Source organism: Kitasatospora sp. NPDC058492 (genome assembly GCF_042720685.1).
Lineage (GTDB): Bacteria > Actinomycetota > Actinomycetes > Streptomycetales > Streptomycetaceae > Kitasatospora.
In genome coordinates, this window is sequence record NZ_JBHXMU010000002.1 from 222,786 (window position 1) to 244,072 (window position 21,287).

22 protein-coding genes are annotated in these 21,287 nt (G+C 74.5%); 15 read left to right on the plus strand and 7 right to left on the minus strand.

Annotated features, from left to right (window positions below):
* Positions 1–59 precede the first annotated feature (59 nt).
* Together ddaH and ACFWPI_RS02500 are read left to right on the plus strand one after the other, a co-directional pair.
* Positions 60–887 (plus strand): dimethylargininase, encoded by an 828-nt coding sequence (gene ddaH / locus ACFWPI_RS02495; protein ID WP_380377072.1) that lies wholly within the window; start codon positions 60–62, stop codon positions 885–887.
* Between the two features lie 133 nt (positions 888–1,020).
* Positions 1,021–1,878, plus strand: a complete 858-nt coding sequence (locus ACFWPI_RS02500) for a hypothetical protein (protein WP_380377070.1) — start codon at positions 1,021–1,023, stop codon at positions 1,876–1,878.
* 15 nt (positions 1,879–1,893) lie between these two features.
* Here ACFWPI_RS02500 and ACFWPI_RS02505 read toward each other — a convergent pair whose 3' ends face one another.
* The 5 genes from ACFWPI_RS02505 to ACFWPI_RS02525 all read right to left on the minus strand — a co-directional run bounded on the left by ACFWPI_RS02505 (position 1,894) and on the right by ACFWPI_RS02525 (position 6,573).
* Positions 1,894–2,577, minus strand: coding sequence for a lactate utilization protein C (locus tag ACFWPI_RS02505; RefSeq protein WP_380377068.1), 684 nt, complete (start codon positions 2,575–2,577; stop codon positions 1,894–1,896).
* Positions 2,574–4,019, minus strand: coding sequence for a lactate utilization protein B (locus ACFWPI_RS02510; protein WP_380377067.1), 1,446 nt, complete (start codon positions 4,017–4,019; stop codon positions 2,574–2,576). Before ACFWPI_RS02510 ends, ACFWPI_RS02505 begins: the two co-directional genes overlap by 4 nt.
* Positions 4,016–4,777: a (Fe-S)-binding protein gene (locus ACFWPI_RS02515; RefSeq protein ID WP_380377064.1), complete on the minus strand. Its 762-nt coding sequence runs from the start codon at positions 4,775–4,777 to the stop codon at positions 4,016–4,018. The genes ACFWPI_RS02510 and ACFWPI_RS02515 overlap by 4 nt, the downstream gene beginning before the upstream one ends.
* Positions 4,778–4,863: 86 nt before the next feature.
* On the minus strand, positions 4,864–6,042 hold the full coding sequence (locus ACFWPI_RS02520) for a globin domain-containing protein (protein ID WP_363373508.1): 1,179 nt from the start codon (positions 6,040–6,042) through the stop codon (positions 4,864–4,866).
* A gap of 87 nt (positions 6,043–6,129) precedes the next feature.
* Positions 6,130–6,573: an Rrf2 family transcriptional regulator gene (locus ACFWPI_RS02525; RefSeq protein ID WP_363373506.1), complete on the minus strand. Its 444-nt coding sequence runs from the start codon at positions 6,571–6,573 to the stop codon at positions 6,130–6,132.
* 300 nt (positions 6,574–6,873) lie between these two features.
* Here ACFWPI_RS02525 and ACFWPI_RS02530 point away from each other — a divergent pair, with 300 nt between their 5' ends.
* From ACFWPI_RS02530 to ACFWPI_RS02540, 3 genes are all read left to right on the plus strand, one after another.
* Positions 6,874–8,523: a beta-propeller fold lactonase family protein gene (locus ACFWPI_RS02530; protein ID WP_159398572.1), complete on the plus strand. Its 1,650-nt coding sequence runs from the start codon at positions 6,874–6,876 to the stop codon at positions 8,521–8,523.
* Positions 8,524–8,691: 168 nt separating this feature from the next.
* Positions 8,692–9,372, plus strand: a complete 681-nt coding sequence (locus ACFWPI_RS02535) for a transcriptional regulator (protein ID WP_380377060.1) — start codon at positions 8,692–8,694, stop codon at positions 9,370–9,372.
* Positions 9,373–9,379: 7 nt separating this feature from the next.
* A complete protein-coding gene (locus ACFWPI_RS02540; RefSeq protein WP_380377058.1) occupies positions 9,380–10,510 on the plus strand; it encodes an aminotransferase class I/II-fold pyridoxal phosphate-dependent enzyme in 1,131 nt (376 codons plus the stop codon).
* Positions 10,511–10,587: 77 nt separating this feature from the next.
* Here ACFWPI_RS02540 and ACFWPI_RS02545 read toward each other — a convergent pair whose 3' ends face one another.
* Both ACFWPI_RS02545 and ACFWPI_RS02550 read right to left on the minus strand, forming a co-directional pair.
* Positions 10,588–11,370, minus strand: coding sequence for a glucosamine-6-phosphate deaminase (locus ACFWPI_RS02545; protein ID WP_063350602.1), 783 nt, complete (start codon positions 11,368–11,370; stop codon positions 10,588–10,590).
* A 286-nt stretch (positions 11,371–11,656) separates the two neighbouring features.
* Entirely contained in the window at positions 11,657–12,064 is a 408-nt protein-coding gene (locus ACFWPI_RS02550) for a hypothetical protein (RefSeq protein ID WP_380339484.1), read from the minus strand.
* Between the two features lie 282 nt (positions 12,065–12,346).
* Here ACFWPI_RS02550 and ACFWPI_RS02555 point away from each other — a divergent pair, with 282 nt between their 5' ends.
* The 10 genes from ACFWPI_RS02555 to ACFWPI_RS02600 all read left to right on the plus strand — a co-directional run bounded on the left by ACFWPI_RS02555 (position 12,347) and on the right by ACFWPI_RS02600 (position 21,276).
* The gene (locus ACFWPI_RS02555; RefSeq protein WP_380377055.1) at positions 12,347–13,108 is read left to right on the plus strand and encodes a serine/threonine protein kinase; all 762 of its coding nucleotides are present in this window, start codon (positions 12,347–12,349) and stop codon (positions 13,106–13,108) included.
* Positions 13,105–14,736 carry a serine/threonine-protein kinase gene (locus ACFWPI_RS02560; protein WP_380377053.1) on the plus strand — a complete coding sequence of 544 codons (1,632 nt, stop codon included), beginning with the start codon at positions 13,105–13,107 and terminating at the stop codon, positions 14,734–14,736. The genes ACFWPI_RS02555 and ACFWPI_RS02560 overlap by 4 nt, the downstream gene beginning before the upstream one ends.
* 91 nt (positions 14,737–14,827) lie before the next feature.
* Entirely contained in the window at positions 14,828–15,928 is a 1,101-nt protein-coding gene (locus tag ACFWPI_RS02565) for a calcium:proton antiporter (protein ID WP_063351661.1), read from the plus strand.
* 377 nt (positions 15,929–16,305) lie between these two features.
* Entirely contained in the window at positions 16,306–17,628 is a 1,323-nt protein-coding gene (locus tag ACFWPI_RS02570; RefSeq protein WP_380377052.1) for a geranylgeranyl reductase family protein, read from the plus strand.
* A gap of 220 nt (positions 17,629–17,848) precedes the next feature.
* On the plus strand, positions 17,849–18,547 hold the full coding sequence (locus ACFWPI_RS02575) for a TNT domain-containing protein (protein ID WP_380377051.1): 699 nt from the start codon (positions 17,849–17,851) through the stop codon (positions 18,545–18,547).
* 136 nt (positions 18,548–18,683) lie between these two features.
* Positions 18,684–19,283 (plus strand): GNAT family N-acetyltransferase, encoded by a 600-nt coding sequence (locus tag ACFWPI_RS02580; protein WP_380377050.1) that lies wholly within the window; start codon positions 18,684–18,686, stop codon positions 19,281–19,283.
* A 140-nt stretch (positions 19,284–19,423) separates the two neighbouring features.
* The gene (locus ACFWPI_RS02585; RefSeq protein ID WP_380377047.1) at positions 19,424–19,891 is read left to right on the plus strand and encodes an HAD family hydrolase; all 468 of its coding nucleotides are present in this window, start codon (positions 19,424–19,426) and stop codon (positions 19,889–19,891) included.
* Between the two features lie 66 nt (positions 19,892–19,957).
* The gene (locus ACFWPI_RS02590) at positions 19,958–20,383 is read left to right on the plus strand and encodes a hypothetical protein (RefSeq protein ID WP_380377045.1); all 426 of its coding nucleotides are present in this window, start codon (positions 19,958–19,960) and stop codon (positions 20,381–20,383) included.
* The gene (locus ACFWPI_RS02595) at positions 20,380–20,688 is read left to right on the plus strand and encodes a PRC-barrel domain containing protein (RefSeq protein ID WP_380423971.1); all 309 of its coding nucleotides are present in this window, start codon (positions 20,380–20,382) and stop codon (positions 20,686–20,688) included. Before ACFWPI_RS02590 ends, ACFWPI_RS02595 begins: the two co-directional genes overlap by 4 nt.
* A 3-nt stretch (positions 20,689–20,691) precedes the next feature.
* On the plus strand, positions 20,692–21,276 hold the full coding sequence (locus ACFWPI_RS02600) for a type 1 glutamine amidotransferase domain-containing protein (RefSeq protein ID WP_380377041.1): 585 nt from the start codon (positions 20,692–20,694) through the stop codon (positions 21,274–21,276).
* Positions 21,277–21,287 lie beyond the last annotated feature (11 nt).

Consider the following 21,287-nt stretch of genomic DNA (forward strand, 5'->3'; position numbering starts at 1 on the left):
GGGCAGCGGCCTGGGGAACGGAATCCCCGAACTCCCCTGCACCCGAGGACGGTTGAGGAATGCCCACGCAGACCCCGGAGCGCACCGCCAGGCCGCGGCGCTACCTGATGTGCCGGCCGACGTACTTCACCGTCGACTACGCGATCAACCCGTGGATGGACCCGGCGCAGCCCACCGACACCGCGCTCGCCGTCCGCCAGTGGGAGCGGCTGTACTGGCTGTACCGCCGCCTCGGCCACACCGTCGAGCTGATCGACCCGGTGCCCGGCCTGCCCGACATGGTCTACGCCGCCAACGGCGCGACCGTGCTGGACAGCCGGGCGCTGGTCGCGACCTTCCGCTACCCGGAGCGCGCCGCCGAGTCCGAGGCCTACCAGGCCTGGTTCCGCTCGCACGGCTACCGCGAGGTGCAGCGCGCCGGGCACGTCAACGAGGGCGAGGGCGACCACCTGGTGGCCGGCGGCCGGGTGCTCGCCGGGACGGGCTTTCGTACCTCCCGGGCCGCGCACGCCGAGGCGGGCGAGTTCTTCGGCGTCCCGGTGGTCGGCCTGACCCTGGTCGACCCGCGCTTCTACCACCTGGACACGGCGCTGGCCGTGCTCGCCGACGACCACGTCATGTACTACCCGGAGGCCTTCGACGCCGACAGCCGGGCCGTGCTGCGCACCCTGTACCCGGACGCGCTCCTCGCCGACCGGGCCGACGCCGAGGTGTTCGGCCTCAACGCGGTCTCGGACGGGCGCCGGGTGCTGCTGCCCGAGGCGGCGAAGCACCTGGCCGGGCGGCTCGTCGAGCACGGCTACCAGCCGGTCCCGGTGGACGTCTCGGAGCTGTTGAAGGGCGGCGGCGGAGCCAAGTGCTGCACGCTGGAGCTGCGGCCGGCCTGAGCCCGGCCCTGCCGTCGGCGCTGCCCTCCACACTGCCCTTCGCGCTGCCCTCGCGGACCTTCCCGGCCGTCCCGCCGTCCGGTAGAGCTTGGTCAGGGCATCCGGGGCGGTGCCGTGCCGACGGGAGGGCCACATGCGCGATCAGGCGTCCACATCCGAGGACGAGGCGGCGCGGCGGCGCAGGGCGGCGCCCGAGCGCCGGAGCGCGGACCTCCCGGCCGAGGGCGCCCGGGAGGCCGCGGCCGCCGGCCCGCTGTCCTCTTCGACGGCCCTGCCCCTGCAACGCACCCTCGGCAACGCCGCGGTGGCCCGGCTGGTCGAGCAGCAGCGGCACGGCCAGGAGGCCTCCGGCGGCGCGGGGGTGCCGGTCCAGCGGGCCCCCACACCCGGGGCCGGGCCGGCGACGCAGATCGCGCTCACCCACCTGACGGCCGACGACCTGGAAGGCGAGTGCGGCTACTTCGAGCGCAGGCGGCAGTTGAGCGTCGCCGCGCCCCAGCAGGGCGTCATCATCCAGGAGATCAACCGCGTCTTCGCCGTGGAGGAGTGGGACGGCACAAACTGGAACGCGATGTCGGGCAGCCGGATCGACTCGTACATCACCGCGAAGGGGTCGAGCGCCCACGCCACGGTCGCCCGTTACTGGGAGCTGTGGACGGTGGACGCGGCGGGCAACGTCTCGGACGGCGCCGAGGACACCTTCTCGCTGTGCTCGGTCATCCCCGGCCGCAAGCGCAAGGACACCACCCGGGGGACGTACACGATCACGGGCCGGGCGGTGTTCTACCCCACGGCCGTCGCGCCCGCGGACCTGGGATTCGCACCGGGCGGCGCCCCGCCGGCGGGCGGCCTGTTCAGCACGCTGGCCGACCCGACGGCGGCCATCGCGGGGCAGGGGCTGGCCGCTTCCGGGCGGCCGGTCGACTGCCGGGTGCAGGTCGCCTGGGACAGCTCGCAGGACGACAGGTACAGCGTCGTGACGATGAGCTGAGCCGCGGCGGTCCGGTCAGCCCTCGACCAGCAGCACCTCCAGGGTGCGCGGGCCGTGCACGCCCTCGACCCGGTCGAGCTCGATGTCGCTGGTCGCGGACGGCCCGGAGATCCAGGTCTGCGGGCGGGCCGGGTCGAGCCGGGGCAGTGCGAGCGGCACGGAGGCGACGACCTGCCCGGGTGCCCGGACGACGCACACGTGGTGGTCCGGGACGAGGGTGAGCAGCCGCCGCCCCTGGCCCGGCCCGGCGTCCAGCACGATCGTCCCGGTCTCGGCGATCGCGAGCGCGCAGCCGGTGACGACGCTGTCCACGGCGTCGAGCCGGGCGGCGGTGAGCGTGCCGTCGTCGGGGACGGCCGTGACGGCGGTGGCACTGAGCCAGGCGGGCGGCAGGCCGGGCGGCACGGCGACCGTGCGGCTGCCGCGTTCGGCCAGCAACCGGGCCAGGACGGCGGGCAGTTCGGCCTCGGTGCAGCGGTGCACCCGGGCCCGGTAGTCGGCCAGGTTGTGGTGCAGCAGGTCGAGCAGGGCCGCCGGATCGTCCGGACTGTGCGTACGCAGGTAGTCCCGGGCGACCGGCTCCTCCGCTGCCCGGTCCCGATCGGGGCCCCGGTCCGGGCCAGGGTCAGGGCCAGGGTCAGGGTCGGGGTCGGCGAGTGCGGCGCGGATCCGGGCGAGGATGAACTCCCGTGCGGTCATGAGCGGTTCCTTCGCCACCAGTCGCGGAACGGTTCGGTGGGCACCTCCGGGAGGTCCCGGGTGTCGGTCCAGGCCCGGCCCGGGCCGGGCAGTCGGCGCGGGTGCAGCGCGCGGGTGCGCCCGGCGAGCCGCTCGGCGGCCGCGAGCGCCGCCGGGTGGTCGAGCACGTACCCGGCGGCCGCGATCGCGGCCCGCTCCAGCGGGTGTCCGCCCTGCTCGGCGACCCGCTCGCGCAGGTGCACCAGCACCTCGGGGATGTCGATCGCCACCGGGCAGACCTGGTAGCAGGCCCCGCAGAGCGAGGAGGCGTACGGCAGCGAGGCGTCCAAGGGGTTGGTGGTGCCGCGCAGTTGGGGTGTCAGGATGGCGCCGATCGGGCCGGGGTAGACCGAGCCGTAGGCGTGGCCGCCGGCCCGCTCGTACACCGGGCAGACGTTGAGGCAGGCCGAGCAGCGGATGCAGCGCAGCGCCTGGCGGCCGACCTGGTCGGCGAGCGCGGCGGTGCGCCCGTTGTCGAGCAGCACGAGGTGGAAGGCGGACGGGCCGTCGCCTTCCGTGGTGCCGGTCCACAGCGAGGTGTACGGGTTCATCCGCTCGGCGGTGGAGGAGCGGGGGAGCAGTTGCAGGAAGACCTCCAGGTCCTGCCAGGTCGGCACGACCTTCTCGATCCCGACGACGGAGATCAGTGTGCGCGGCAGGGTGAGGCACATCCGGCCGTTGCCCTCGGACTCGACGACCACCAGGGTGCCGGTCTCGGCGACCATGAAGTTGGCGCCGGAGACCGCGACCCGGGCGCGCAGGAACTTCTCCCGCAGGTGCAGCCGGGCCGCTTCGGCGAGTTCGGCGGGGGAGTCGGTCAGGCCCTCGGGCGCGGGGCGGCCCCAGGCGGCCATCCGCTCGGCGAAGATCTCCCGGATCTCGGCGCGGTTGCGGTGGATCGCGGGCACCAGGATGTGCGAGGGCCGGTCGTCGCCCAACTGCACGATGAGCTCGGCGAGATCGGTCTCGTAGGCGGTGATCCCCTCGGCGGCGAGCGCCTCGTTGAGTCCGATCTCCTGGGTGGCCATCGACTTGACCTTGACGACCTCCGTTTCGCCGGTGGCACGGACCAGGTCGGCGACGATCCGGTTGGCCTCCTCGGCGTCGGCCGCCCAGTGCACGATGCCGCCGGCCGCGGTGACGGCCTCCTCCAACTGGACGAGGTAGCGGTCGAGATGGCGCAGCGTGTGGTCCTTGATCGCCTTGCCGGCGGCGCGCAGTTCGGCCCAGTCGTCGAGTTCGGCGACGGCGCGGGCCCGCTTGTCCCGGATGGTGTGGGTGGCGTGCCGCAGGTTGGCGCGCAGCCGCTCGTCCTGCACGGCCTCCGCCGCGGCCTGCGGGAAGGTCGCCTGCGCAGAGGTCGCCTGCGGGAAGGCGGGCATGCCGAGGAAGGTGCCGGTCATGCGGGCCTCCACGGGTGTTCCTCGGTGCTGGCGAGGATCTCCGCCAGGTGCAGCGGGCGCAGTGCCGCGCCCCGGCGGCGCAGCGTGCCGCCGAGGTGCAGCAGGCAGGAGTTGTCGGCGCCGCACAGGACTTGGGCGCCGGTGCCGAGCGCGTGGGCGATCTTGTCCTCGGCCATGGCCGCCGAGACGGCCGCGTTCTTGACGGCGAAGGTGCCGCCGAAGCCGCAGCACTCCTCGGCGCCGGGCAGTTCGACCAGTTCCAGTCCCCGGACGGCGCGCAGCAGCCGCAGCGGCCGTTCGCCGAGGCCGAGCACCCGCAGGCCGTGGCAGGAGGGGTGGTAGGTGACGGTGTGCGGGAAGTGCGCGCCGACGTCCTCGACGCCGAGCACATCGGTGAGGAACTCCGTCAGCTCGTACACCCGGGGCGTCAACGAGGCGGCCATGGAGTCGAGTTCGCCGCCCCGGCCGTCGGCGGCGGCCCGGGCTCCGATCCGCGGGTAGTTGTCCCGGACCATGGCCACGCACGATCCGGAGGGCGTCACCACGTGCTCGTACCCGGCGAAGGCCCGTGCGGTGCGCCGCAGCAGCGGCTCGCACGCCCGCCGGTAGCCGGTGTTGTACTGCGGCTGCCCGCAGCAGGTCTGCCCGGCGGGGAAGTCCACGGTCACGCCGAGGCGTTCGAGCAGCCGGACGGTGGCGACCGCCGTGGCGGGGAACAGCGCGTCGTTGACGCAGGTGGCGAACAGTGCGACCCGCATCGGCCCTCCTTTCGTCCGGCGACACCGGCCGGCCCGCTCGTGATCGTACCGAGCGGGCCGGGGGATGTCGGGGACCTCAGGGGGTCTCAGGCGAGCCAGAGGTCGGGGCCGAACACCTCGTAGTGGATGTCCGCCGCCGGGACGCCCGCCGTGAGGAGCTGCTCGCGGACGGCGCGCAGGAAGGGCAGCGGGCCGCACAGGTAGGCGGTGGTGCCGGCCGGGACGTCGACGGTGGAGAGGTCGACCAGGCCGGTGCGCTCGGCGGGCCAGTCGCCGAGCGGCCGCTCGTAGAAGACGTGGGCGGTGGCGTTCGGCAGCTTGGCGGTGAGCTGGGCGAGGTCGGCGCGGAAGGCGTGGGTGAGCTGGTCGCGGTCGCCGTGCACCGAGACGACCTGCCGGGGGGAGCCGGTGGCGGCGAGGTGGTCGAGCATGGCGGTCATCGGGGTGTTGCCGATGCCGGCGGAGGCGAGCAGCACCGGCCCGTCGCCGTCGGCGAGGGCGATGTCGCCGAGCGGGGGTGCGAGGTGGACGAGGCCGCCGGTGTGCAGGTGGTCGTGCAGGTGGGCGGAGACCTCGCCGCCGGGCTCGCGCTTGACGGTGAAGCGCAGCGCGCCGTCGGCGGTGCCGGAGAGGCTGTACTGGCGGATCTGCCGGGCGCCGTCGGGCAGTTCGGTGCGCACCGAGACGTACTGGCCGGGTCGGGCGGCGGGGACGGGGCCGCCGTCGGCGGGGCGCACCAGGAAGGTGGTGACGGTGTCGGTCTCCTGGTAGCGGGCGACGACGGTGTAGGGGCGCCAGAGGTCGGCCTGGTCGCCGCCGGCGGCGGCCTCGGCGCGCAGCCGGTCCTCGACGGCGACGAGGGCGTTGGCCATCAGCCAGTACACCTCGTCCCAGGCGGCGGCGACCTCGGGGGTGACGGCTTCGCCGAGCACGTCGACGATGGCGGCGAAGAGGTGCTCGTGGACGATCCGGTACTGGCTGCTGTCGATTCCGACGGAGACGTGCTTGTGGGCGATCCGGGCGAGCATCGCGTCCGGCCGCTGGTCGGGGTGCGCGACCAGTGCGCCGGCGAAGGCGGCTATCGACCCGGCGAGCGCCTGCCGCTGGGTGCCGTTGGCCTGGTTGCCGCGGTTGAACAGGTCGCGCAGCAGCTCCGGGTGGGCGGCGAACAGCCGGTCGTAGAAGAGCGGGGTGATGTCCCCGATGGCGCCGCCCACGACGGGCAGGGTGGCCTCGATGACCTCGGCGGACTTGGCGGACAGCATCAGTCCGGCTCCTAATTGGTATGTGAGATTCGTATTAAAGGCCGTGCGTGAGCCCGGCCCCGGGGATGGGGGATGGGGAGTGGGGGATCAGGCGGTGGGTCTGGTGGTGAGGCCGAGCAGTACGGGCCCGGTGGGCGCGGCCACCAGGTCGTCGATGCTGAGCGGGTCGAGCGCGGCGAAGAACGCCTCCTGGGCGGTCCGCAGCGCACCGCGCAGGCGGCACGCGGCCCGCAGCGGGCACGGCGGGTCGTCCTCGCAGCCGACCACGTCGCCGACCCCCTCCAGCTCGCGCAGGAGCAGGCCGAGCGAGCCGGTCCGGCCGGCGAAGGTGAGCAGCAGCCCGCCGCCGCGTCCGCGCCGGGCCTCCACCACCCCGAGGTGCTGCAGGCGGCTGACCACCTTCGCCGCGTGGGTGTACGGCACGCCGACCGCCTCGGCCACCTCGCGGGTGGTCGGGTTGGCGTCCTCGCTCAGGACGGCCAGCCGCATGGCGATCCGCAGGGCGATGTCGGTGCTCTTGGTCAGCCTCACGTTCGAAACGCTATCGAATACGACTCCACAACTCCAATTTCCTGCACGCCCCGCCCCCGACCGGTCCCGACCAGCCCACGCCCGGCCCGCGCCCGGCCCCAGGCCGACCCCCGGTCGCGACGGGGAGGGGGGCGGGGCTGCTGCTGTCCGAATCTCGGTCGAATCTGAACAGTTGGCGACATTACCGATCAGTCCCTGACGGATGGTCATACCGGCTTCTACGCTTCGTGCGGCTCCGGATCCGCAGGGGGCTGGAGCGACCGGCGTTGCATCCCTTGACCGACCATGCTGGAGAGACTCGTGAGAACACGTCGCGCACCCGGGCGCACCTGGACGGCCGTGACCGCGATAGCCGCGGCCACGGCCGCACTGCTGTCGCAGCCCGCCACCGCCGAGGCCGCCACACCGCCGCCGACCGTCAAGGCGCACGTGCCGGTGGCGCCCTACCCGGCGGGCGTGGCGCTCACGCCGGACGGCGGCCACGCCTACGTGACCAGCCAGAGCAGCGGCACCGTGAGCGTGCTGGACACCACGAGCAACACGGTGGCCGCCACCTTCACCGCCGGCACCGGCTCCTACGCGGTCGCCCTGTCGCCCGACGGGCACCGGGCGTACCTGACCCACCACCTCGACGGCACCGTCAGCGTCGTGGACACCACGAGCAACACCGTGACGGCCACCGTCCCGGTCGGCGCCCAGCCGTGGGGCCTCGCGCTCTCCGCGGACGGCTCGCGCGCCTACGTCGGCAACGCCGGGGCCAACACGGTGAGCGTGCTGGACACCACCACCAACACGGTCACCGCCACCGTCCCGGTCGGCGCCGAACCGCACGGGCTGGCCGTCTCGGCGGACGGCAAGCGGCTCTACGTCGCCGCCTCCGGTGCGAAGGCGGTGAACGTGATCGACACCGCGAGCAGCACGGTGAGCGCCACCGTTCCCGTCGGCCACAGCGTCTTCGGCCTCGCGCTCAGCCCGGACGGCACCCGGCTGTGGGCCGCCGACGCCGACGACGCCACCGCGAGCGTGGTCGACACCACCGGCAACACGCTCGTCGGCACCGTCGCCGTCGGCGCCGGCCCGTACGCCGTCTCGCTCGCCCCGGACGGCAGCGCGGCGTACGTCTCCAACTACGCCGACAACACGGTCAGCGTGGTGGACACCGCCAGCCGGACGGTCACCGCGACCGTCCCGGTCGGCGCGAGCCCGTACAGCCTGGCGATCACCGGCGACGGCCGGCGCGGCTACCTCACCGACTTCACCGGCGGCGCCGTCGACGTGCTCGACTTCCCGCTGCCCGTCCCGGCCGTCACCGGGATCAGCCCGTCCGGCGGCTCGGGGGTCGGCGGCACGACGGTGACCGTCACCGGCACCGACCTGAACGGCGCCACCGCCGTGACCTTCGGCGCGGCGGGCGCCGCCACCGCCTTCAACTGCACCAAGACCAGCTGCACCGCCACCGCCCCCGCCACCACGGTGACCGGGCCGGTGGACGTCCGGGTCACCGCGCCCGGCGGCACCAGCGCCGCCGTCGCCGCCGACCGCTTCAGCTACACGGCCCCCAGCGCCCACCTCGGCGTCGCCCTGACCGCCACGCCGGTGTCCAACCTGCTGAGCGGCCGGGTCGACTACACCGTCACGCTGACCGGCCAGGGCCCCGACACGCTGACCTCGGGCACCGTCTCCGCCGACCTCCCGGCCGGCCTCGCGGCGACCTCCAGCGACTGCACCATCGCGGGCACCAAGCTCACCTGCAAGCTCACCGGGCCGCTCGCCAAGGGGGCGAGCACCACCCGGCACTTCTCGATCTCGGTCGGCCTGCTCAGCCTGATCCGCAGCTTCGACGTCACGGTGGCCCGCACCGCGGGCGTGCCCGCCGACCCGACCCCGGCCACCAGCCGGGACACCCGCAGCTGCACCGCCGTCCTCGGACTGCTGATCACCTGCCACTGACCCTCCCCGAGCTCCGAGGGCCCCGCCGGCGTCACGGCGGGGCCTTCGTCGTCGCCGCAGGCGCCGGATGCCCGGACGGCCGGACGAAACGTCTGAAGGAAACGCCTCAAGGAAACGCCTGAACGAAAGATCTGGACCAAACGTCTGGTCTGGACGTACAGTCCGAACATGACCACCGAAACCCCCGACCCGCGCGTCCGGACCTGGACACCGGTCTGCCGCGCCGTGGCCCTGCTGCTCGGGCCGTACGCCGAGGTGGTGCTGCACGACGCCACCGCCGACCAGGTGCTGGCCATCTGGAACCCGATGACCCCCCGCACCCCCGGCGACCCGTCGCTGCTCGGCGAACTGGACACCCTCGACCCGTCCGCCCCCGACGTCTTCGGGCCCTACGAGAAGCTGCTGCCCGACGGGCGCCGGCTCTCCTCCGTCAGCGCCGTGCTGCGCGACGATGCCGGACGGCCCTCGGCGGTGCTCTGCGTCAACCTCGACCGGGGCCCGCTGGAGCACGCCGCCGCCCTGCTGGCGGGTTTCGCCGCGCCCACCGCGCCCCGCCCCGAACCGCTCTTCGAACGCGACTGGACGGAGCGGATGAACGACGTGATCGGCGGCTACGTCCGCGCGCACGGCCGCCCGCTCGAACGCTTCGGCCGCGAGGACCGGCTCGCCGTCCTGCGCGAACTCGACCAGGCCGGGGTGTTCGCCGTCCGCCGCGCCGTCCCGGCCGTCGCCACCGCACTGCGGGTCTCCCGTTCGACCGCCTACACCCTGCTCGCCGAGCTCAAGCAGGCCCCCGAGCCCCGGCACCCCGACACAGACGCCGACGCCGGCGCCGACGAGAGCGAGTGACAGAGAGATGACCAGGCTCCCCGACTTCCGGCTCGAAACCTACTTCTCGCGCTGGGAGTTCAGCGCCCGCCACCACCTCGCCGCCTCCGACGCCCAGACCATGACGATGGCCGAACTCCTCGCCCTGGCCGGCCCCGAGGACCGCCGGGCCTGGGACGGCCTCGCCCTCGGCTACACCGAGACCTACGGCGATCCGGAGCTGCGCCGCGCCATCGCCGGGATGTACCAGGAGGTCGACGCCGACGACGTGCTCTGCTTCGGCGGCGCGCAGGAGGGGCTCAACCTCGCCATGCAGGTGCTCCTCGACCGGGGCGACCACGCCGTGGTGGTGACCCCCAACTACCAGTCCGCCGAGACCATCCCGCTCTCGCTCTGCGAGGTGACCGGCGTCGCCCTGGACGAGAAGGACGACTGGGCGCTCGACCTCGACGCGGTCACGGCCGCACTGCGCCCGAACACCCGGGTGCTGTCGGTGAACTTCCCGCACAACCCGACCGGCAAGGTCATCGACGCGGCCGACTTCACGCGGCTGGTGGAGCTGTGCGACGAGCGCGGCATCCGGCTCTTCTCCGACGAGGTCTACCGCGGTCTGGAGCGCGACCCGGCCCGTGCGCTGCCGCAGGCCGCCGACCTCTCCGCGCGCGCCCTCTCGCTCAACGTCACCTCGAAGTCGCTCGGCCTGCCCGGCCTGCGGATCGGCTGGATCGCCTGCCGCGACCGGGAGTTGCGCTCCCGGCTGGAGCGGGCCAAGCACTACACCACGATCTGCAACTCGGCGCCGAGCGAGGTGCTGGCCCGGATCGCGATCAACGCCCGCGAGCAGATCCTGGCGCGCAACCGCGCGATCATCGCGGAGAACCTGCCGCGGTTCGACGCGTTCTTCGCCGAGTTCGGCGACCTCTTCGAGTGGCGCGCCCCGGACGGCGGCTGCGTCGCCTACCCGCGCTACCTCGGGGCGGACGGGGTCGAGGACTTCTGCACCGCGCTGGTCGAGCAGGCGGGCGTCCTGCTGCTGCCCGCGAGCATGTTCCACTCCGACCTGACGCCCGCCCCCGCCGACCGCTTCCGGATCGGCCTGGGACGCCGCGATCCGGGCCCGGCCCTGGCGGCCTTCGGCGACTGGCTCCGCGGGCGCTGACCGCCGGGTGCCGCCGGGAAGGAATGCGGTTCGGGCCCGTTCGGAAGGCGACTGCCTCCCGAACGGGCCCGCCGACCTCAGAGCTTCTGCCAGGCCGGCTTGGCGGCGTAGGTGTCGCGGAAGTAGTCGGCGAGCTTGAGGCCGGAGGCGGCGGCCTCGTCGACCACCACGGTGGCGTGCGGGTGGAGCTGCAGCGCCGAGGCGGGGACGGCGGCGGACAGCGGCCCCTCGACGGAGAGGGCGACGGCCTCGGCCTTGGCCTCGCCGGTGGCGAGCAGGACGAGGTGGCGCGCCTCCAGGATGGTCCCGATGCCCTGGGTGATGACGTGGTGCGGGACCTCGTCGAGGCTGTCGAAGAACCGGGCGTTGTCCTCGCGGGTCTGCCGGGTGAGCGTCTTGATCCGGGTCCGGGAGGCCAGCGAGGAGCAGGGCTCGTTGAAGCCGATGTGACCGTCGGTGCCGATGCCGAGCAGCTGGAGGTCCACGCCGCCGGCCGCGGCCAGCGCGCGGTCGTAGGCGGCGGCCGCCGCGGCGATGTCCGTCGCGTTGCCGTCCGGGCCGAGGAAGGAGTCCTCGGTCAGGCCCAGCGGCTCGACGACCTCGCGCAGCACCACCGAACGGTAGGACTCGGGGTGGCCGGCGGGCAGGCCGACGTACTCGTCGAGCTGGCAGATGCGCGCCCGGGAGGCGTCGAGCCGGCCGTCGCGGACCCGCTCGGCGAGGGCCTGGTAGATCGGCAGCGGCGTCGAGCCGGTCGCCACGCCGAGCAGGGCCTCGGGCTTGCCGGTCAGCAGATCGGTGATCGCCGCGGCGATGAGTTCGCCGGCCGCTGAGGCGTCAGGGACGATCACGATTTCCATACTGGTCCACCGTTCTGAGCCGGGTGCTTGGTCTAGACCCTTGAGGTCTAGACCAGTTTGCCGTGAACGGGTGCCCCAGGTCCACTCGGGCCCTGGTCGGAGCCGCTCTGCGGGGCTGCACATGCCGACGGGCCGGCCGCCGGGTGCGCTGGCGGCCGGCCCTAGGCCCTGCCCGGGAGCCGGGGCGCGGACGCCCCGGCGGGTGGGGTGGATCGGGTCGGGTCGATCGAGGACCTCGGTGCTGGTGGAGCGGCGCAGTCCGTCAGGACGGGTCGGGAGCCGCCCGTCAGAACGGGTTGGTACAGGTGGTGACCTGCCGGGTCGCCTCCAGCGCCGGGCCGGCGGTGGCGCAGATGATCCGCAGGTCGGTGGTGACGACGCGCGGGGTGACCGCCTTCGCGGAGCCCAGGCGCACGGTGGTCGCGGAGGCGACCGTCTCCCACGGGCTGCCCCAGGCCTTCTGGGTCCGCACCTCGACCTGAACCATCGTCAACTGGCGCGAGTCGGCGGAGACCTGGGCGACGCCGAAGAAGCCCTCGCCGTCGTGCTGGTGCGAGATGCAGGGCGTGTTGAGCACGGCGGCGCAGGCCACCGCTTCGTTCTCGGTCGTCGCCGGGGCCGCGATGGCCGGTCCGGCCGCCAGGCCTGCTATCCCTGCCACCATCATCGTCACAGCTGCGATCCGAGCGCGCATGATATGAACCTCCTTGGAAATTAAGGGGATCTCACTCCTTGAGATGAGTCTTGCACAGAACGTGGTCATGTCGTGTGTGTGTTGCGTCACACTCAAGGTGACCATTCAACTACGTGCTGCAACCGCCTGTCGGGCGGTCGACGGACCGCCAGGTGGGAGGCCTGCGGGCAACTCGGCGACGCCCGGCCCGGGTTGGCGGTGTCCCTTCACTCGTCCGAGTGGCGAACTGCCGTCGGGGTGAATCGGGCCGTTAGCATCGACCCGAACCACGGAGGTGTCTGCGTGGACACGGTCATCGTGCAACTGCCCGACCGGGGGCCCGTGATGGCACCCGGCGAACCGCCCGGCCTGCTGCGGATGGGCCCCGGCGAGGTCGCGGTGTTCGGGCGCGGCGAGCCCGGCCGCCCGGCCCCCATCCCGCTGCCCGGCCAGGGCGTCTCCCGGCGCGCGGGGGAGGTCACCGCCGCCGAGGACTACTGGCGGCTGTCCAACTTCAGCACCTCCGCCACCTACGTGGTGGAGAACCTGGAGGGCGCGGGCGAGCACGTCAAGGTGGCGCCCGGCCGGCTCGGCGCGCCCGTCCCGTTCGAGTTCTCCCGGGTGCTGCTGCCCGCCCTCGGCGAACCCGCCTCGTTCAAGGTCTTCGCCCCGCAACACGCCTACCTGGAGGGTCGGCCAGGCGGCGTCGAGGGCGAACTCACCGTCAGCCCGTTCGCCCTCGACCCGACCGCCAAGTACTTCCTGGTGCTGCTCGCGCTCTGCGAGCCCCGGCTGCGCTCGCCCTCCGCCGCCGTCGTCCCCGGCGTGACGGACGTGCTGGCCCGGCTGCGCGCCCTGCCCTCCTGCCACGGGCTGACCCGCTCGGCGGTCAACTACCACATCGACTACCTGGTGTGGACGAAGCTGCGGCTGCGCGAGCCGTACGAGGACGGACCCGGCGGCGGCAAGCGCGAGGAACTCGCGGCCCTGGCACTGAAGTTCGACCTCGTCCGGGAGGAGCACCTGGCCCTGCTCCCGCCCCGGCGCCCGGTCGCCCGACCGTGAGGCCCGCCGGCCAGCCGCCCGACGGGCAGCCGCCCGTCGAACCGGTACCCGTCGAGCCGGTACCCGTCGAGCCGGTACCCGTCGAGCCGGCGTCCGAGCAGCGGGTGCCGGAGAAGGACCAGCCCCTGCCGGAGCGGCAGTTCGAGGTGCCGGCCGGCTACCGGCTCGCGGGCTACCGCACCGGTGCCTACCTCGGGGCCGGCGCCTGGGGCAGCGTGTACGCGGCCGAAGGCCCCGACGGCACCCCGGCCGCCGTCAAACTGCTCAGCCCCGCCCGGCTCAGCCCCGGCCAGCGCCGGACCATGACGGAGGTCGCCCGCAGCGAGATGCGCTTCAGCCGCCGCGCGGACCACCCCCACCTGATCCGCACCCTCGCCGTGACGGTCGTCGACGACCCGGCCCACCCCGGCCTGGACGGCGCCGTCGCCCTGGTGATGGAACGCGCCGCCCGCAGCCTCCAGGACGTCCTCGCCGCCGCCCGCCCCGGCGCCCCGGTGCCCGGTGCCGAACGCCTCCTCGCCGAGGTCTGCGCCGGGCTCACCCACATGCACCGGGGCGGCTGGGTGCACGGGGATCTCAAACCGGCCAACATCCTGCTGATGTCCGACGGCACCGCCAAGATCGCGGACTTCGGCCTCACCGCCGAACTGGAGGGCACCCACGCCTACGCGCCGCCGCTCGGCTCGCCCGACCACGTCCCGCCCGAGTGGTGGTCCGAGCGCACCGGCGCGCGCGGCGTCGCGGTGCGCCCCAGCGCCGACATCTGGGCCTTCGGGGTGATCGCCCACCAGGTGCTCACCGGCGGCCTGCACCCGTTCCTCGGCGCCACCGCCCGGGCCCGCTCGCTGGCCGCCCAGGCGTACGCGCGCGGCGCGGCGCCGCTGCGGCTGGACGAGGCGCTGCCCGGGCCCTGGCGGGCCGTGGTCACCGCCTGCCTGGCCCCCGGGCGGGAGGAGCGGGCCCGCACCGACCTCGCCGCGCTGGTCGCCCGGGCCGTCGCGCGTCCGGCCTGCCGCCGCGGCGCCGCCCTGCGGGCCGCCACCGGCCTGCTGGCCTGCGCCGCCACCGTCCTCGTCCTGACCGGGGCCCCCGAGCCGGAGGCCGCGGAGCAAGGCGCCGCAGTACCCGCCGCGGGGTCGGCCGCCCACCCGGCCGCGCCCCCGCTGCCCGGCGCGATCCCGGCCGGCTCCGACGTCCCGGTGGCCTACCGCGGCATGATCGAGGACGCCGCCCGGCGCTGCCCCGAGCCCGAGATCACCCCGGTGCTGCTGGCCGCGATGCTCAAGGCCGAGAGCGGCTTCGACCCGAACGCGGCCCGCCCGGAGACCGGCGAGTACGGCATCGCCATGTGGACGCCCGCCGTCTTCGACGCCTGGGCGAAGGCCGCGGCCCACGACGGCCCCAAGTCCTACCTGGACCCGGGCGACGCGATCGCCGCGATGGGCAACTACGTCTGCTGGCTGGACCAGCAGCTCAAGCACCGGGGCTTCACCCGCGACCTGCCGGCCCTGGTCACCGCCGCCTACCGGACCAGCGACAAGACGGTGGCGGCCGCCGAAGGTGTCCCGGAACGGGTCCGCCCGCACGTCGACAAGGTGCTCCGGTACCTAGCCGACTACGGCGGGTGAGCGGGCAAAACGGGATGAGTTGTACCACATCCCTACGTATCCCGGCGCGGTCAGCCGGGTGGGCGGGCCCCGGTCTGGGATGCTCGGCGGCATGATCACGAAGCTCCGCGCGGCCACCGCGCAATGGACCGTCGTCGTTCCGGTGGTGTCGTTCGTCGTCCTCGCCCTGACCTGGCACCGGGACCTGCCCGGTTGGGTGGTGGGCGTCGTCGCCTGCTTCCTGGCCGGCGCCGTGCTCGCCGCCGTGCACCATGCCGAGGTGATCGCACACCGGGTCGGGGAACCCTTCGGATCGCTCGTGCTCGCGGTGGCGGTCACCGTGATCGAGGTCGCGCTGATCGTGACGCTGATGGCCGACGGCGGCTCCAAGTCCGCCACCCTGGCCCGGGACACCGTGTTCGCCGCCGTGATGATCACCTGCAACGGCATCCTCGGCCTGTCCATCCTGGTCGCCGCGATCAAGTACCGGACCGCCGTCTTCAACGCCGAGGGCACCGGCGCCGCGCTCGCCTGCATCGGCACCCTCGCCACCCTCAGCCTGGTGCTGCCGACCTTCACCACCAGCTCCCCGGGCCCGCAGTTCTCCACCACCCAGCTGGTCTTCGCGGCCACCGCCTCGATCGTGCTGTACGGGCTGTTCGTGACCACCCTGACCTTCCGGCACCGGGACTACTTCCTGCCGGTCACCCCCGAGGGCCGGGTGCTCGACGAGGAGGACCACGCCGCGCCGCCGACCGCCAAGGCCGCCTGGATCAGCCTGCTGCTGCTCGGCGTGGCCCTGGTCTCCGTGGTCGGCCTCGCCAAGGGCGTCTCGCCGACCATCGAGCACGCCGTGGACGACGCCGGACTGCCGCACTCCGTCGTCGGCGTCGTGATCGCCCTGCTCGTCCTGCTGCCGGAGACCATCGCGGCGCTGCGCGCGGCCCTGCGCAACCGGGTGCAGACCAGCCTCAACCTGGCCCTCGGCTCGGCGCTCGCCAGCATCGGCCTGACCATCCCGGCCGTCGCGATCGCCTCCTCCTGGCTCTCCGGCCCGCTCGTCCTCGGCCTCGGCCCGGCGCACATGGTGCTGCTGACCCTGACCATCGTGCTCGGCACCCTGACGGTCATCCCGCGCCGGGCCACCCCGCTCCAGGGCGCCGTGCACCTCGCCGTGCTGGCCGCCTACGTGGTGCTGGCGCTCAACCCCTGACGCCGCCGCAGCAGTTCCCCAGAGCCCCTGCCTCCGACACCGCCGTCGGAGGCAGGGGCTCCGTGGTCTCCCGGGGGAGCGTGCCGGACGGCGGCCCGCCGACGGGCCGGGCGCCGTTTCCGGCGCGGTGGTCAACGGCGGGCTCCGAACCGGCGGGTGACCGCGCGCCCGCCCCGGTGGCCGGTATTGACCGGTCATCGGGGCGGGCCCGCGTGTCGGGGCGGCGGGCGGGTGCCGTGGTTCTCTATCGTCCGTCTCGGACCGCCGAGTCCGGCCGCGTCCGAATGGCCCCGTCCGAATGACCCTGTCCGAGTCCGTCCGGGGCCCCCTGCGGCCCCGTCGGGCCCGCAGCCGATCCGACCCCGTGGGAGTGCGTGATGCCCGGCCCAGAGCAGCAGGTGCCCGCAGACGGCGGCCGGGCCCCCCGGCCCGCCCGGACCGAGGAGGACGCCGACGTCATCGTGGTCGGCGCCGGCCCGGCCGGCTCCACCGCCGCCTACCACCTCGCCCGCACCGGCCTGGACGTCCTGCTGCTGGAGAAGTCCGCGTTCCCGCGCGAGAAGGTCTGCGGCGACGGCCTCACCCCGCGCGCCGTCAAGCAGTTGACCGACCTCGGCATCGACGTCTCCGAGCAGGCCGGCTGGCTGCACAACCAGGGGCTGCGGCTGATCTCCGGCCGGCGCGCGCTGGAGTTCGACTGGCCCGAGCTGTCCGCCTACCCCGGCCACGGACTCGTCCGCCGGCGCGCCGACTTCGACGAACTGCTCGCCCGCCGGGCCGCCTCGGCCGGCGCCCGGCTGATCGAACGGGCCAACGTGGCAGGCCCGTTGGTGGACGAGCGGAGCGGCCGGATCACCGGCGTCACCGCGAAGCTCGGCGACGAGCGCCGGCCCGTCAGCTACCAGGCGCCGGTCGTGGTCGCCGCCGACGGCAACTCCACCCGCCTCTCCGTCGCGATGAAGCGCTACCGCCGCACCGACCGCGCCATGGGCGTCGCCTACCGCACCTACTTCACCACCCCCCGCCACCAGGACCGCTACCTGGAGGCCTGGCTCGACCTGCGCGACCCGGGCGACCCCGCCCGCCGCCTGCTGCCCGGCTACGCCTGGGTGTTCGGCATGGGCGACGGCACCGCGAACGTCGGCCTCGGCGTCCTCGACACCGCCCACGTCGACCTCGACTGGCGCGACCTGCTCCGCCGCTGGTGCGACAGCCTGCCGCCCGCGTACGGCTACACCCCCGACGCCGTCACCGAGCCCGTCCGCGGCTCCGCCCTCCCGATGGGCCTCAACCGCCAACCCCACTACGCCGACGGCCTGTTGCTCATCGGTGACGCCGGCGGCACGGTCAGCCCCGGTACCGGCGAAGGCATCGCCTACGCGATGGAATCCGGCCGCTACGCCGCCGAGACCATCGTCCAGGCCCTCGCCCGGCGCACCGACCGCGGCCGCGAACTGGCCCTGCGCGCCTACCCGCAGGCGCTGCGCTCCGCCTACGCCGGCTACTTCGCGCTCGGCCGCCTCGCCGCCGACCTGCTCGGCCGGCCCAGGCTGCTCGGCGCGGCCGGCGCCGCCGGGCTCGGCCACCCGGCGTTGCTGAAGGTGGCGTTCCGGCTCATGGTCAACCTCACCGAGCCCAACTCCAACGACGCCCTCGACCGGCTGCTCCACCTGATCGGGCGGGTCTCGCCGGGGCGCTGACGGGCGGTTGCGCGGCGGGCCGGGGTCGGTGCCGGACCGCTCAGTCTTTCGGGTGAACCGGTCCGGCGTCCCGGGGTTGGCCGGAACCGGGGAATTCGGTGCGCCTTCGGCCTAGTCGTGTTGACGGATGATCAGCTGATCCGCTTGCCTGGTGCCGAAACGGACACGGAGGGTGAGCAGGACGCCCCCTCCGTGCGACCCCCCTCACGACGGAGACACCGTGCGCCTTCGCCTTCGCCTGCTCGTCGCGCCACTCGCCGCAGCCGCCGCCCTGATCGCCCCGAGCATCCCGGCCGCTGCGGCCGACACCTCCACCGCGGGCACCTCCACTGCGGGCACCTCCGCCCGGGCCGCCACGCCCCCCGACGAGTGCTCCGCCGACTTCTACCAGGGTGACAAGCGGCTCGGCCCCGCCGACCTGCCCACCACCGGCCGGGTCGGCCGGGAACTCGTCGGCTACCAGCGCACCGGCTCCCTGAGCGAGCAGCAGTTCCTCACCACCTACTACGACCCGGCCGGCAACAACGGCGCCGGCGGCTGGATCTACCCGCCGTCCGACGGCTACGTCACCCTGCCCGACGGCACCCCGGTCGAGTTCGATCTCACGCTCTACCCGAACCAGAACATCGACCGCTACGGCAGCGAGTACGGCGCCTTCCTCGCCCCCGAGGGGCTGCCCTACTCCACCCGCTCCATCCCGCCGCAGAGCCTCGACGGCACCCCGCCGGCGGGCTGCAACTACCACGACTACAAGGTGGTCAAGCCCTTCAAGGTGCACGCCGGCCCGATCGCCCCGTGGTTCGGCCAGCCAGGCTGGGGCCTGCAGTACCAGCTCGACGCGGCCCTGGTGCCCGGCGGCCCGGCCAAGCTGAACGTGCTCTGGCTGGTCGACAACGGGTACCTGTCCCGGATCGTCTGACCCGGCCCTCCGGACGGCGCACGGCGGGCCCGCCGTGCGCCGTCCCGCTCACCGGACGTCACCGGGCGGCGGGAGCGGATCCCGGGCCGGGAAAATTCGCTGGCGGGCACCGGAGCGGGCGGGATAGGAAGGCCGGATGAGCACCACCGATACCTCCGCCGAGCGGCGCGTCCTGCGGCCCGCCACCCTCGACCTGGGCGACTTCGCGCTGCGCCCCTGGGGCAGGGCCCTCGACGTGCCCGGCGGCACCGTCCCCGCCCTGATGGCGGCCGCGGCCGACCCGGAGATCGCCCGCTGGAACCCGCTGCGGATCGCCGACCCGGCCGGCGCCGAGGCCTACCTCGACCGCTGCGACACCGGCTGGGCCGAGGGGCGCGCGGCCGCCTTCGCGATCACCGACGCCCTCGACGGGACCCTCCACGGCAACGCCTTCCTGGGCTGGACCAACCAGTCGGACGGCATCGCCACGGTCGGCTACTGGCTGCTCCCCACCGCCCGCGGCCGGGGCATCGCCACCCGCGCCGCCACCGCCGTCACCCGCTGGGCCGTCGCCACCGCCGGCGCCCGCCGCATCGAGCTCTGGCACGGAGTCGGCAACGAGGCCTCCTGCCGCGTCGCCGTCCGCGGCGGCTTCCGCCACGAGGGCACCACCCGGGCCTCCTACCGCTACGGCGACGGCGACTACGTCGACGAACACCTCCACGCCCGCCTCGCCACCGACCCGGACGCCGGGTAGCCGGGTTCGCCGACCGGCCGCCGAGCGGGTCTTCCGGGTGCCGGGAAACCGGTGGGCCGCAGGCTGCGCGTACGGCGGGGGAGCGGCCTAACCTGGAAGGGCGCGTACGGTGCGTGGCCCGGGAAGGGAAACGGTCGGCCATGACGGTGATCTCGGCGGCTCTCTTCGGTACCGATTGGCGCCCTGCGCCGGCCGGCTCCGCCGAACTGCTGCGCGAGTGCGCCGCCCGGGGCTGGACGGTCGTGCTGACCGGGCCCTGGCCGGGCCGGGCACCGGCCCTGACCGTGACCGCCCCCGGGCGTGACCCGGTGCGGGCCGCGCTGGAACTGGTCGGCGGCACGCCGTCGCACGCCGTGGCGGTGGCCGGCAGCGTGCGCGAGGTGCTGGCGGCGCGGCGGGCCGGGGTGCCGTGCGTCGCCCTGGCGGCCGGTGCGGACGCCGGCCCCGAGCTGCGGGCGGCGGGCGCGGTCGAGGTCCACCGCGACGCCGACGCCCTGCTGCGCGTCCTGGACGACAGCCTGCTGGCCCGTCCCCGGGCCTTCGGCCCCGTGGGCGCCGCCGCCGGCGCCGCACCACACGCCGTAACCGGCGGCCCCCTGAGCGGTTAGCGCCTGCCCGTACCGGGCAACCGCCCGGGTGCGAGCACGTCACCGGAAGTGTCGGAGGTGACCGAGATGGACGGACCCGCGTTGAGCGGATGGGAGCGACGGCTCCTTGAGGAGATCGAGTCCGATCTGCGCCAGGACACGCGCCTCGACCGGAAGTTGAGCACGATGGGCGCCAAGCCGCCGAGCCGGGCCCGGCGCGTGCTGCGCGGCGTCGGGCGCCGCCTGTCCGCCGGGGTGGTGCTGACCGCCCTGGTGATGTCCGCGATCTGCCTCAGCATCGGCGTGCGGACCCCGACCACCGCGGTGCTGACCGCCCTCGGGGTGGTGTGGGCGGCCTCGGTGGCGGCGGCGATCGCCACCTCGGCGCTGCTGCGCCGCCGGGCTGCGGGCCGGGACCGGACTGCGGGCCGGGACCGGGGCGAACGCCGGGCCGCACCCCCCGACCGGGACGAGCGCCGCGAACGCCGCCCCTGGGACCAACCGGAGGCATGATGACCACCGACCTGTGGGAGTACCGTCCGGGCCCCCACCACGCCGCCGACCTGAGCCTGACCGGGTACGAGGTGCAGGCGACCGACGGCCCGCTCGGCCGGGTCGAACAGGACACCGGGGACCACCTGCTGATCGACGCCGGGCCCTGGGTGGCGGGCACCCGGCTGTCCGTCCCGGTCGCCCTGGTGTCGCGGATCGACCACCTGGAGCTGACCGTCCACCTGGACTGCCCGCGCGCCCGGCTCAGCCCCGCCCCGGCCGTCGCCGTCCATCTGGGTTCTGCCTGCGACCCGCATCGGCGCTGAGCCATGGGCTGGCCGTCCACCACGCTCACCGGCCGGACGATCGCCTTCCTGGTCGCGCCGTACGGGGCGGAGCAGGTCGAGCTGACCTCGCCGTGGCAGGCGGTGGCCGAGTCCGGCGGCACCCCGCGGTTGCTGTCCACCGGGCCCGGCCGCGTCCAGGCCGTCCGGCATCGAGCCCCGGGCGACACCTTCGCCGTCGACGTCCTCGTCGCCGAGGCGCGGCCGTCCGCCTTCGACGGCCTGGTCCTGCCCGGCGGCGTCGCGAGCCCCGACGCGCTGCGGCTGGACGAGGCCGCGGTGGTCTTCGTCCGCGCCTACTGCGCCTCCGGCCGCCCGGTCGCCGCGATCTGCCACGCCGCCTGGACCCTGATCGAGGCCGACGCCGTCCGCGGCCGCACCCTCACCTCCTGGCCGAGCCTGCGGACCGACCTGCGCAACGCCGGCGCCCACTGGGTGGACGAGGAGGTGCACGTCTGCCGCGCCGGCCCCGGTCCCCTCGTCACCAGCCGCCGACCCGCCGACCTGCCGGTCTTCAACGACACCCTGGTCACCGAGTTCGTCCACGCGGCGAAGCGGCGGAAGGGGTGAACCCGACTCCT

Coding starts and splice junctions, on each gene's coding strand:
- ddaH (WP_380377072.1), top strand. CDS start 60: ATGCCCACGCAGACCCCGGAGCGCACCGCCAGGCCGCGGCGCTACCTG.
- ACFWPI_RS02500 (WP_380377070.1), top strand. CDS start 1,021: ATGCGCGATCAGGCGTCCACATCCGAGGACGAGGCGGCGCGGCGGCGC.
- ACFWPI_RS02505 (WP_380377068.1), bottom strand. CDS start 2,577: ATGACCGCACGGGAGTTCATCCTCGCCCGGATCCGCGCCGCACTCGCC.
- ACFWPI_RS02510 (WP_380377067.1), bottom strand. CDS start 4,019: ATGACCGGCACCTTCCTCGGCATGCCCGCCTTCCCGCAGGCGACCTCT.
- ACFWPI_RS02515 (WP_380377064.1), bottom strand. CDS start 4,777: ATGCGGGTCGCACTGTTCGCCACCTGCGTCAACGACGCGCTGTTCCCC.
- ACFWPI_RS02520 (WP_363373508.1), bottom strand. CDS start 6,042: ATGCTGTCCGCCAAGTCCGCCGAGGTCATCGAGGCCACCCTGCCCGTC.
- ACFWPI_RS02535 (WP_380377060.1), top strand. CDS start 8,692: ATGACCACCGAAACCCCCGACCCGCGCGTCCGGACCTGGACACCGGTC.
- ACFWPI_RS02540 (WP_380377058.1), top strand. CDS start 9,380: ATGACCAGGCTCCCCGACTTCCGGCTCGAAACCTACTTCTCGCGCTGG.
- ACFWPI_RS02545 (WP_063350602.1), bottom strand. CDS start 11,370: ATGGAAATCGTGATCGTCCCTGACGCCTCAGCGGCCGGCGAACTCATC.
- ACFWPI_RS02550 (WP_380339484.1), bottom strand. CDS start 12,064: ATGCGCGCTCGGATCGCAGCTGTGACGATGATGGTGGCAGGGATAGCA.
- ACFWPI_RS02565 (WP_063351661.1), top strand. CDS start 14,828: ATGATCACGAAGCTCCGCGCGGCCACCGCGCAATGGACCGTCGTCGTT.
- ACFWPI_RS02570 (WP_380377052.1), top strand. CDS start 16,306: ATGCCCGGCCCAGAGCAGCAGGTGCCCGCAGACGGCGGCCGGGCCCCC.
- ACFWPI_RS02580 (WP_380377050.1), top strand. CDS start 18,684: ATGAGCACCACCGATACCTCCGCCGAGCGGCGCGTCCTGCGGCCCGCC.
- ACFWPI_RS02585 (WP_380377047.1), top strand. CDS start 19,424: ATGACGGTGATCTCGGCGGCTCTCTTCGGTACCGATTGGCGCCCTGCG.
- ACFWPI_RS02590 (WP_380377045.1), top strand. CDS start 19,958: ATGGACGGACCCGCGTTGAGCGGATGGGAGCGACGGCTCCTTGAGGAG.
- ACFWPI_RS02595 (WP_380423971.1), top strand. CDS start 20,380: ATGATGACCACCGACCTGTGGGAGTACCGTCCGGGCCCCCACCACGCC.
- ACFWPI_RS02600 (WP_380377041.1), top strand. CDS start 20,692: ATGGGCTGGCCGTCCACCACGCTCACCGGCCGGACGATCGCCTTCCTG.